This is a genomic window from Nitrosomonas sp. Nm51, from assembly GCF_900111165.1.
Taxonomy (GTDB): Bacteria; Pseudomonadota; Gammaproteobacteria; order Burkholderiales; family Nitrosomonadaceae; genus Nitrosomonas.
Genome location: NZ_FOGH01000030.1, coordinates 19,376 through 30,150, shown reverse-complemented (window position 1 = coordinate 30,150; position 10,775 = coordinate 19,376). Strand labels below are relative to the sequence as shown.

General features: G+C 45.4%; 8 protein-coding genes and 2 pseudogenes. 6 read left to right on the top strand and 4 right to left on the bottom strand.

The window, feature by feature from the left end; translation table 11 throughout:
• The 4 genes and pseudogenes from BMY60_RS10405 to BMY60_RS10390 all read left to right on the top strand — a co-directional run.
• Positions 1-131 (top strand): annotated as a pseudogene (locus BMY60_RS10405) (IS630 family transposase); the annotation flags it as partial.
• Positions 132-366: 235 nt separating this feature from the next.
• On the top strand, positions 367-792 hold the full coding sequence (locus BMY60_RS10400; RefSeq protein ID WP_090333458.1) for a putative toxin-antitoxin system toxin component, PIN family: 426 nt from the start codon (positions 367-369) through the stop codon (positions 790-792).
• Positions 789-1,040 carry a YlcI/YnfO family protein gene (locus tag BMY60_RS10395; protein ID WP_090333456.1) on the top strand — a complete coding sequence of 84 codons (252 nt, stop codon included), beginning with the start codon at positions 789-791 and terminating at the stop codon, positions 1,038-1,040. The genes BMY60_RS10400 and BMY60_RS10395 overlap by 4 nt, the downstream gene beginning before the upstream one ends.
• A gap of 631 nt (positions 1,041-1,671) precedes the next feature.
• A pseudogene (locus BMY60_RS10390) lies at positions 1,672-2,595 on the top strand (IS1595 family transposase).
• An 81-nt stretch (positions 2,596-2,676) separates the two neighbouring features.
• Here BMY60_RS10390 and mutL read toward each other — a convergent pair.
• The gene (mutL, locus tag BMY60_RS10385) at positions 2,677-4,485 is read right to left on the bottom strand and encodes a DNA mismatch repair endonuclease MutL (RefSeq protein ID WP_090333455.1); all 1,809 of its coding nucleotides are present in this window, start codon (positions 4,483-4,485) and stop codon (positions 2,677-2,679) included.
• A gap of 81 nt (positions 4,486-4,566) precedes the next feature.
• On the opposite strand from mutL, the gene rpiA reads away from it, so the two are divergent.
• Both rpiA and phoU read left to right on the top strand, forming a co-directional pair.
• Positions 4,567-5,226 (top strand): ribose-5-phosphate isomerase RpiA, encoded by a 660-nt coding sequence (gene rpiA, locus BMY60_RS10380; protein WP_090333453.1) that lies wholly within the window; start codon positions 4,567-4,569, stop codon positions 5,224-5,226.
• 56 nt (positions 5,227-5,282) lie between these two features.
• The gene (gene phoU / locus BMY60_RS10375; protein WP_090333452.1) at positions 5,283-5,990 is read left to right on the top strand and encodes a phosphate signaling complex protein PhoU; all 708 of its coding nucleotides are present in this window, start codon (positions 5,283-5,285) and stop codon (positions 5,988-5,990) included.
• Between the two features lie 38 nt (positions 5,991-6,028).
• Here the strand turns inward: phoU and BMY60_RS10370 are convergent, their stop codons facing one another.
• From BMY60_RS10370 to BMY60_RS10360, 3 genes are all read right to left on the bottom strand, one after another.
• Positions 6,029-6,460, bottom strand: a complete 432-nt coding sequence (locus BMY60_RS10370; protein WP_090333450.1) for a type IV pilin protein — start codon at positions 6,458-6,460, stop codon at positions 6,029-6,031.
• A gap of 149 nt (positions 6,461-6,609) precedes the next feature.
• Positions 6,610-10,146, bottom strand: coding sequence for a pilus assembly protein (locus BMY60_RS10365; protein WP_090333449.1), 3,537 nt, complete (start codon positions 10,144-10,146; stop codon positions 6,610-6,612).
• A 52-nt stretch (positions 10,147-10,198) separates the two neighbouring features.
• A complete protein-coding gene (locus tag BMY60_RS10360; protein ID WP_256250797.1) occupies positions 10,199-10,771 on the bottom strand; it encodes a pilus assembly PilX family protein in 573 nt (190 codons plus the stop codon).
• Between the last annotated feature and the right edge of the window lie 4 nt (positions 10,772-10,775).

The following is a 10,775-nucleotide window of genomic DNA, read 5'->3' as shown; positions in this document are numbered from 1 at the left end:
ACAAGCAATATTTGACTCAGGAAGTAGACGCATGGGTAAAGCAAAGAAACATGAAAAACAGTGAAATGAACTGGCGCTTTACGACGGAAGATGCCCGCATTAAATTAAAACATCTTTATCCGTCATTTTAAGGTGGACGATGTACTAGTTTAAAGGATGTCGCGCAGACAATGAGAAAGTTATCGATGGATGTGCGTATGGTGTTTGATTATTTGAAAATAACCAAAAATTCGGCAAAATCGCGTTAGAATACATTTGCCGTGGTTGGTGAAGGCTGGGTGAAGACAGGCTCTTTTAATTTCTACAATCGGAAGACGGGAGCCCCGATTGTAATAGTACAAACGGATTGATATTATATACAATATCATGACAAAGCTTGTTCTGGATACGGATGTTATTGTAGCAGCGATGCGAAGCCCAACAGGGGCATCAGCTGCATTATTAGGAGAAGCACTCAAGAAAAGGCTTATTCTGTTAGCGAGTGTTCCGCTTTTTATTGAATATGAAGCCAAGTGCACAGAACCTGAGCACTTGACCGCTGCTGGACTTACGCAACTGCAATCTCAACTGTTTTTGGATGGCATTGCAGCAATAGCTCAGCCTGTTAAAACACATTATTTATGGCGACCAATGTTGCATGACCCAAATGATGAAATGGTGTTGGAAATAGCTGTAAATGGTGGTGCAGATGCCATTGTAACTTTTAATCTTAAGGATTATGGAGCTGTGCCTGGAACATTCAATATAGAGGTAATAAAACCATCAACTGCAATCAGGAGACTTAGACAATGAGTGAAACCACGACATATCCTTTACGGCTTCCTAAATCCTTGAAGGAAGAGGTCGCAAAAATGGCAAAACGCGATGGTACAAGCCTTAATCAATTTATTTCGATGGCAGTGGCGGAAAAAATATCTGCACTGGAAACTGAAGAATTTTTTAGGGAGCGCGCCAAGCGTGCTAATTTAAAAATGTTTGAAGACATTCTTTATCGTCAAGGTGGAGAATCGCCGCGAGAAGGTGATGAAGTTGAGAAATAATTCAGCGGTATCACCTAAAACCGCGAACCCCGACATCAAACATCACTCAGGGAGAATGCTTTGCTATTTCCATTATCTTCTATGCGGTCAAAACAAGCACGAACTGCTTTGATTAAACCGGGCGCGCTTAAATGCCGGCGAAAGGCGTATTTTGGCATAATACTCACCTATCACTTTAATTTATGCTCTCATAATACTGTAATTTAGTTAATGGTCATGAGAGCATTGTTTCGCCCAGAATGATGAAAGATCATAATGTTGCGGTGCACAGCTGTCAAAAGTCGTTCAATTTTTTGGAGCTTTGACTCCGCACGTTAATGTGACTTAAGCGACCAACTCGCACCCCAAATTGTCGCCATAGAGCACGCATAGTAAAAAGGCCGTTTTCCAACCGGACTACAGGCAATTTGGTCGCTTCGGCAGCAAATGTGCACCGTAACGTTGCAGTACTTTTTTTATCACCATTCGTAGCCCCTGCTTTTTCGGGGTAAGGGGTGTTATTGTCTTTAGGCTATGTTCTTTCATAGTAAAGTTTACGAAAATCTATTTCTAAAAACCGCTGAATGACCTTGTTTTTCTTGTGCTGGGCTCTCAGCGGGAATTGCTGAATAAGATTCAGTTTCAGGCGGGCATGTCACTGCATGAATTTTTGCGTCAGTATGGTACAGAGGAGCAATGCGAAGCGGCGTTGTCTGTTTCGAGATGGCCACAAGGTTGGAACTGTTCGCGCTGCGATGGAAAGCGATATTGCTGTACCCACAACGGCCGCAGGCTATGGGAGTGCCTGGATTGTGGCTACCAGTCATCCTCAATTGTAGGCACCGTATTTGAAAACACCAAACTTCCTTTGACGATTTGGTTTCTGGCCATTTATTTGATGGCACAGAGCAAGAACGCGGTAAGTGCGCTGGAGCTTAAACGCCAGTTGGGTGTAAGTTACAAAACGGCACGGTTGGTCAAACACAAGTTGTTACAAACCATGCTGTTGCGTGAAGAACAGCGTCGCCTGGATGGACGTGTAGAGATTGATGATGCTTATTTGGGAGGCGAGAAGCGGGGAAAGCGCGGCCGGGGCGCCGCAAGTAAAGCGCCAAGCGCCATTTGTGGCAGCGATACAAACAAATAGCGAAGGCAGGCCGCATTTTATGCGCTTAGCACCCGTGGCGGGTTTTACGCATGAGGCGCTTAAACAGTGGTCAGCTGAATGTCTGGCATCTACTGCACATGTGGATCCGATGGTTTATGGTGTTTCGGGGCTGTTACTCACACAGCAGCGCAGCATGAACGCCATGTTGTCGGCAACGGCAAAATCGTTGTACAACGCCCCGAGTTTCATTGGGTCAACACGCTACTTGGCAATCTCAAGACTGCGCTCAGCGGAACATACCACGCATTTAATCACGCCAAGTACGCACACCACTATCTTGCAGAATTTTCTTATCGTTTCAATCGCCGCTTTGATTTGGCTGCCATGGTACCACGCTTGCTGCGTGCTGCCGTTACTACGAACCCTCTTCCACTCAGTATATTGAGGGTTTCTGAGTCAGATAACTAATCAGGAAACGTTTTAACTCGGAATCCCGCACAAAAGTCTGACCGGCTTCTGGTGTCAACAGACGGCCCCCCTAGCAGTTTCTTATTTTCCACGCATAAATAATTTATCGAGACTGGCGAGGCTCATTTCGTACCAAGTCGGCCTGCCATGATTACACTGATCAGCACGATCAGTCGCTTCCATTTCGCGCAATAAAGCATTCATCTCGGCAATTGTCAGCGTTCTGTTGGCCCGGATCGCAGCATGACAGGCCATTGTGGCCAGGATTTCATTACGCCTCGCTTCTAAAGCACGGCTGTTCCCATATTGTCTGAATTCCTGGATTAAATCCAGAGTCAGTTTCACAATATCAGCTTGCTGCAGAATCACGGGTACGGCGCGTACAGCTAATGTTGTTGGCGCCAGAACAGCAAGCTCAAGACCAATCTGTTCAAATAACGCCAGATGTTCTTCAACGAAAACAACATCGCCTCGATCTGCTTGAAGCGTCACAGGAATCAGAAGTGATTGTGTAGACCATGAATGGTTGTCCATTGACGCTTTCAACTTTTCATACAGAATCCGTTCATGCGCAGCATGCATATCTACAATAATCAAGCCATTTTTATTCTGTGCGAGTATGTACACACCGTGCAATTGTCCCACTGCGAATCCAAGCAGTGGATAGTCGCGCTTTTCTTCAGCTATTGCGTGATCAGTTATCAGACCACTGGGCAGATGGTTTGTTTGTGCCTCCGCCTCAATTTTAGTTGAATTATTTAAATCTTCATTATCAACACCAAATAACGATTGATATAACCCTGTCGGTTGTTCAATTTTTCCAGTCTCTCCGGTATGTTGCTTAGGGTAATGCGGCATTGATTTAGAAACAACATTATCCGGCAAAGCCGGTTGTGTTTCTCTTGAAGGCCTAGCCAAAGATTTATGAACAGCATGAAAAATAAATTGATGCAATGCACGTGGATCGCGAAATTTTATTTCAGATTTGGTTGGGTGAACATTGACGTCGACTTCTGCCGGATCCATTTCCAGAAACAGGACAAAAGCTGGATAACGATCCAAATGGAGCACATCACGATAAGCTTCCCTGATCGCATGCGCAATCAGTTTGTCGCGTACAAATCGGTGATTTACAAAAAAATATTGCGTGTCACGCGATGCGCGGGAATACGCAGGTAAAGCAACGTAACCATGCAGACGGATACCGGCGGTTTGCTCATTAATACATGTAACCGATTGTATAAATTCTTCGCCCAAAACAACTTCAATTCGCTGCGAAAAACCGGTAACAGGGTATTGATGACGCAGCTTTCCATTATGTTGCAACGTAAATTCAATATCAGGCCGCACTAACGCCATACGTTTGAATACAGTTTCACAGTGCGTGTACTCAGTTGCTTCGGTTTTTAGAAATTTTCTTCTTGCAGGAATATTGGAATAGAAGTCGTGCGCATCTACGATCGTGCCCCTGGTAAGTGCCGCTGGCTGTGGCTGGGTTATAGATCCGCTGTTGACTTGCACCTGCCATGCATGATTCTGATCTACTGTATGACTCGTCAATATTAACGTTGAAATAGCCGAAATACTGGCAAGGGCCTCTCCTCGAAATCCTAAACTTGTAATCTTATGTAAGTCCTCGAGCGTGCTGATTTTACTCGTGCTATGGCGCGTTAAAGCTGGTATCAACTCATCTTTAGCAATGCCTAAACCATTATCTGTAATACGCAGCTGCTTGATACCACCATGCAATAGTTGTATATCAATCCGGGTCGCGTCGGCATCTATACTATTTTCTAATAGTTCTTTGAGTGCCGAGGCCGGGCGCTCTACAACTTCACCGGCTGCAATCTGATTGATCAAGAGTTCTGGTAGCGGCTTTATTGTCACCATAAAATTGTACAATTGCAAAACATAAACATTATAATGACCTTCAGGTAAGTATTATAATTTTTAGTTGATGATAATAAACAAATGACACAGGACGAACAAAAACGTGCCGTTGCGGCGGCAGCCATCGAATATGCTCCGATAGGCAGCCTAATTGGTGTGGGGACAGGATCAACAGCGAATTATTTTATTGATGAATTGGCAAAAATAAAGCATAAAATCGATGGCGCCGTGGCCAGTTCCGATGCAACGGCAAAGCGGCTTTTGTCGCATGGTATAGAAGTGGTTGATCTGAATAATGTAGACGATCTCTCTGTATATATCGATGGTGCAGATGAAATAACCGAGCACCTTCACATGACTAAAGGGGGGGGCGGAGCACTCACGCGCGAAAAAATTGTTGCAGCTGTGGCCAAAAAATTTATTTGCATTACAGACCAGACCAAGTTTGTCGATATTCTGGGTAATTTCCCGCTTCCCATCGAAGTCATACCGATGGCGCGAAGTTATGTTGCCAGGGAGATTACATTTTTAGGAGGCCAACCGGCTCTCCGGCAGAATTTTATTACCGATAATGGAAATGTTATTCTGGATGTGCACGGTTTACAAATTTTAAATCCTGTCGAAATGGAAACCAAGCTTAATCAAATAACCGGTATTGTAACGAATGGTCTTTTTGCACGCCGTTCTGCCGATATCTTACTACTCGGCACTGATGAAGGTGTTAAAACATTACGACCCTAGGAGATTACTGATAACGATGTCTCGTTTTTTGTGCTCTTACTCAACAAAGGTTTTTCATGGCGAACAAAGAACATATTTCCAAACAATTTGATGCTGATCTTGAAGAAGCACGTACGCGTGTTTTACAAATGGGTGGTTTTGTAGAAGAACAAATTGAGCGGGCTATAGAAGCGCTAACAACTGGAAATGAAGAATTGATTGACCAGGTTATCGAGTATGATCACCGTGTTAATGCGATGGAAGTCGCCATTGATGAAATCTGCAGTCAAATTATTGTTCGCAGGCAACCAACCGCGGTTGATTTGCGTATGATAGTCATGATTATCAAAACCATCACCGATCTGGAGCGTATTGGCGATGAAGCGCAGAAAATCGCGCGCATGGCAAGATTAATTTATTCAACCGACCGTCTGCAGACGCCACGCTTTACTGAAATTAAACACGTTGCCAGTATCGCCATGGATATGGTCAAAAAAGCGCTCGATTCATTTGCGCGGCTGGACCCGAATTCTGCTGCGCAAATTGTACGTCAGGATGAATACGTAGACGAAGAATTCCGCTCCATTATGCGTCATCTGATCACTTTCATGATGGAAGATCCGCGTAAGATATCTACCTCGATCGAAATTCTATTCATTGCCAAAGCTATTGAACGCATTGGTGATCATGCAAAAAATATGTCTGAATACGTTGTTTATATGGTGAAAGGCAAGGACGTCCGACATGTCTCAATAGAAGAAATGGAAAAAGAAATACGAAAATAAGCAATCTGTATGTACCATTTTTTATAATGCGATTGGCGTTATCGATTCCAACATGCGGCAACATCGCCACCCGCACCTTGCAAACCGGTGTTTGTCAATGTCAGCGTGCCACACACATCACCAGCCATCGACCCGACAGGCACAGCTTGTAAGGTAAATGTTGCGTTCGCAACAGCCGGAAGTCTGATCTGATACTGTATTGCACCTGTTCTGGGTGATTGTGTTAAAGGTATTACAACCATATTTCCAGCTAGATCCTGATCATACCGGTTGTTTTCAGTATAGAACTGTTCCATAAACTGTGCATTTTCATACAGAATCGCTTTGGCGGCAGCCCGATTGGCGTCTCTGACATAATTTTGATAGGAAGGTAGCGCTACCGCCGTGAGAATACCGACGATTGCAACAGCCACCAGCAGTTCCACCAGCGTAAAACCATATGACCTACAATTTTTTCTCTTAAATTTCATAGTAACTGTCCTGAGTACCTTTTCATTTGCGTCAGAAGATGGCTATACAAAACCAACAAAAACCTACAGCCTGTTCTATTTTGAAAATTTTATGCATAGCATTATTACGTTTCATTCTTTTTTTGCGTTTAATGGATTTTTCTGCAGATTTATTCAATAAGCTCGCGCCAGGTAATCCGCCCGCGAAGACCGGCTAATCCTTTAGTAGCAGGTGTCTTGATTAATGTGCCATCGGCCCTGGAAGAAACCAGCACATCCTCCAGTGTCCCTCGAATTCTTGTTACACCGCCTACGGAGAACCCGATCTCAACACCTGATGAAAGACCATCATCAAAGCCAATACGATTATTTCGATTAATATCAAATGCAGGAAATGACAACATTCCACCTGTCATAAAATCTATCGTATTTACAAATCCCCTGCCACCAAAATCGCAGGGAGAAGCGGAGGGGATAATCGTAGTAAATGTTAACAGGCCATCTTCCAGTGCAGGAATACCTGTTAATCGTTCACCATTTACCGGTAAATCAAAATACCAACCTTTTACAGATGCCGAATAGTCAACCGGATGCTGCGTAGCTGTCCGCACGGAAGCATCAGTAATTACTTGCTGCACCAAGTCGCCGACTGTTACAGTCGCAGAAGTATTGTGGTCCCATACTCCATAGATGCTCTGGGTATCGGTATTTGTCGTATCGCCTGTTTCAAGGTATTTGCCTGTGCCAAACAAGACTAATTGCCCGCCATCAGGATGTAAACTGATTACCGGTGGCGCAATAACCGGTTTTTTGGTGCCGGAAACAAATAGCGGCAAACCGCCGATTGCTACATTCCAGCTTGCAGGAGAGCCGGAGTTCACGTCAAATTTCCACAAATTACCCTGGATATCGCCCGCATAAATGACATCAATCAACCCATTTCCATCTGAATCAAATGGCATTGGTGTCGACAAGCCATTGTTTGGCCCTGTGTCAGCGACAAGCTTGATATAATCCGTTCCGGCGGTCCAACTGCCATCTTCACCGCCAGTCAGGAACAGTATATACAGTACCGCCCTGCCATTATCACTGTTATAGCCGTTACCAACGATAACCGCCCACTTTCCGTTTTCCATTTTTGCGATTTGTTTAGCCTGACCGGTAAACGCATGAACAGGCGGATAATTGTAGCTATAGCCTACATCCACATCATCCGTATCCGAAAATTCCCACAGAAGCAGGCTTGCGGCGTTGCCGGTTGTGAAGGCGGGTGAAGAGCCGGAAATACCTGACGGATTGGTAACATCAAGCGCAAAGAAACCTTTGCCGCCACCATTCAAGCCGCCGACCAGCACACTTTTCCAACTCGGTGAAGAACCTGTATACGCGTCGGCAACCATTGGAGAGCCGTCAACATAATACCGATGATTGGCGTTATAGTCTTTGTCGGTCAGTCTGCTCAAATTGGCGTAAACCATGCTTGGAATATACGTTAAAATTTCCTTACCGGCATCGGTAGCCGAACAACCTGAAGTAACACTGGGAATGCATGCATTAAAACCATGCAAAATTCCATCGTTTGAACCTACATACACAGCCGGTAAACGATCTTTATATGTAGAGTGAAACGCTGCATACCCCGGATGATCGACATCAGAATGACCTGCATGCGGTTTTCCTACATAAAAAGGCCCTGAGTTTACGATATCGCCGAGTTTGCTGGTGGTACGAGTACGGAATTTATTTACTGTTGCTGCACCTGCACAATTGAATGTACCACCTGCACCCTCATTATTACCGCTTCCCCTCAAAAAAGCGACTCGCTCAGGGCCGCAGTTATCAGTCACACCTGCTGCGTTTTTATCCAACAGAGCCTTTTGAGCAGATGCTAGATTCGCGTATTCAAATGCAACACCATCGGAGTTGCCTTTTGTGATGACAACGCGCGATGCCGGATTAATGGATGCTGATGCAAGCGAAACGGAACCAGCTTCCCATTCAGTAACGCCTATGTTGCCGGCAGCGTCAATTGGAATTGATAAAAGCTGTCCGCTCCAGTCACCACTGTTAAATTTTGCCTGGTAAATCCGGCCGTTTGTCATCAGGGAATTGGAATTGGCTGCTACGGCAGATGCCGAACCTGTTCGCGCAATAATGGTAGACAACGTGTTTGATAAGGCACCGGCAAAAGCATTGGGATCTGCGGCGCTGAAAAATTCCCCCCGGCCATTGACCGCAGCATGCCAGAGATCGTCAATCTTTGCCGGCGTATCATCTTCACCGGATGGATCAGGCCAGGTCTCCGAGCCAGTCGGTAATGCAGTTAATGTACCACTAACACCCAAACCTACGGTGAACGTTACCATATGTTGCCAGAACGCAGGATCTGAAGGATTTGTCGGTACATTATTATCCAAGTCGGTGCGCAGGTCATTTTTCCAGTAATACATTGCAACGTCGGCAAGTGTGTTACTGTAACCATCGGCAAATGGAGGTTCCGGCGTATAGGTATAAGTCGAGGGCGTAGGTGGCGAAGAATGGTTAGTGATGGTGGAACCGGTTGTATTATCAACATTGTTTTCAACATCGCCGCCGAATCCGGAAAAAGGATCGTCGCGATCATGGTAGTATCCATCCGTCATCAGTATATTATAATTCTGGCGGCATTCATATTCTGTACCGCCGTTCGACCCCGGTGTTTCGCTCCATGGCCCTTTATCATCATCACGTTGAAAATATTGCCCCACACGATCAACTGAGTTTCTCAGCGGCGTACCAGCTTTGTACAGTGGGTATTCGTAAAGATTCTCGAAAAAACCTGTTTTGTCTGCGCCGGTAAATTGTCTGACGCCCTTGACAATGACTTTAGTCGATACGCCGTCGATTGACTCAGAATTTTTGTTAATGGCTGCAAAACCCACACGCATAGTATTGCCTTGTTCGGCGAATGCCCTGCCGATACCGGCGCGCGCCAGCAATATGCGCGAGCGGTAATACGTATACCAGTTTGCAAAGTTCTGAATTTCTTCATCATAAGTGCATGTAAACACGGCAGCACAATCCAGACGATTGGCTCCCCCGGCATATGAAGGCGTCGAAGATTTAATTTCAATCTGTGTATAACTGCTGGCTGAATTGATATTGCCACCGTTATAGTTGAAATACACTGCCGGGTAAAAGGTTTTCGATTTTGATGAAGACCGGCTACCATTATTTTGCAGCCATTTCGCACTTTGCTTATTATTTGTCGTTAAATTACGACACCCCTTACCGGTAATCATTGGATTGTGTGGTGCGCAGGTTGGATCGGCGTTACTCATAAGCGAGCCGTCATGATTGCTCCAGGGCGGATAATTTACGGTGGGATCATAGTAAATCTTATTGACATAACTGGAACGCAAAGAAGCTGTGTATTTATTTGTAGGATCAAAATCAACAACATAATTGTTGTAATCGCTGCCGCCATAAACATAATCCACACGAGGAAACATATAGCGCGCATCGCTGACGATTAAATGATGCGGCATGATTTCAAACTGCATCGACCCTGAATCATCCAGGGTAAACATCACATTGGGTGAGATATTGCCGCCTAAAAAAAGTGGGCCGTTTGACAATGGCGGCAAAGCATGGATGGGCTTTGCAATAACAGCTTGCAAACACACTATACCCGCAAATAATATCGAACGTATCAAGTTTTCATTCATGGTTGCGACACCCTATTAAAATCCCCGGTTGTTAAATGTCCGTACGCGTGCGCTAAGGGCGGAAAATTTCTTGTAATTGCACTTCAGTTCCTTGTTTTGCGCCCAGCGCACGTACGGTAATACGGTAGTAATAACGGACCGAATTACCCGGCGGCGTTTTTCTAATTCCTTCGATAATATATGTTGGTGCAGGCAAGCTTGTGGGCAGGGCCGGTGCAGTATAGTTAACACCGTCCACATTAAATACAGTTCCTTCCACATAACTAATAGGGCAGTCCGGGGTGCAATACGTAACCCAGGCCGGGTTTCCCGGGTTTCCGGTTTCTCCCGGTGCTGAGACCCCCGCTCCGTAATAACATAACCCATTGGTGCAGGCAGCATCAAAACCGGTCACGCCATCGATGGGGTTAGGCGTATTTGTGGCCGGGTCGTTATCGCGGATATGTTGTTCGGCATAACGCAGCGTCATTTCCGCAGCCTGAAGCGCCAGATTGCGGTCACGCAGGTTGCCGCTCATGCGCTCTTCCATACCGGCCGTGCGCATTGCCGTTGTTCCAAACAATGTCAGAACGACTAAAAAAATCAGACCTGTTGCGAAGGTTGCGCCGGTTTGTTTTTGTGGCATTGAA

Excerpts from the sequence above, each read along its gene's own strand:
- phoU (WP_090333452.1), top strand. The coding sequence starts at position 5,283 with ATGGCGAACAAAGAACATATTTCCAAACAATTTGATGCTGATCTTGAA.
- BMY60_RS10370 (WP_090333450.1), bottom strand. The coding sequence starts at position 6,460 with ATGAAATTTAAGAGAAAAAATTGTAGGTCATATGGTTTTACGCTGGTG.
- mutL (WP_090333455.1), bottom strand. The coding sequence starts at position 4,485 with ATGGTGACAATAAAGCCGCTACCAGAACTCTTGATCAATCAGATTGCA.
- BMY60_RS10395 (WP_090333456.1), top strand. The coding sequence starts at position 789 with ATGAGTGAAACCACGACATATCCTTTACGGCTTCCTAAATCCTTGAAG.
- BMY60_RS10365 (WP_090333449.1), bottom strand. The coding sequence starts at position 10,146 with ATGAATGAAAACTTGATACGTTCGATATTATTTGCGGGTATAGTGTGT.
- BMY60_RS10360 (WP_256250797.1), bottom strand. The coding sequence starts at position 10,771 with ATGCCACAAAAACAAACCGGCGCAACCTTCGCAACAGGTCTGATTTTT.
- rpiA (WP_090333453.1), top strand. The coding sequence starts at position 4,567 with ATGACACAGGACGAACAAAAACGTGCCGTTGCGGCGGCAGCCATCGAA.
- BMY60_RS10400 (WP_090333458.1), top strand. The coding sequence starts at position 367 with ATGACAAAGCTTGTTCTGGATACGGATGTTATTGTAGCAGCGATGCGA.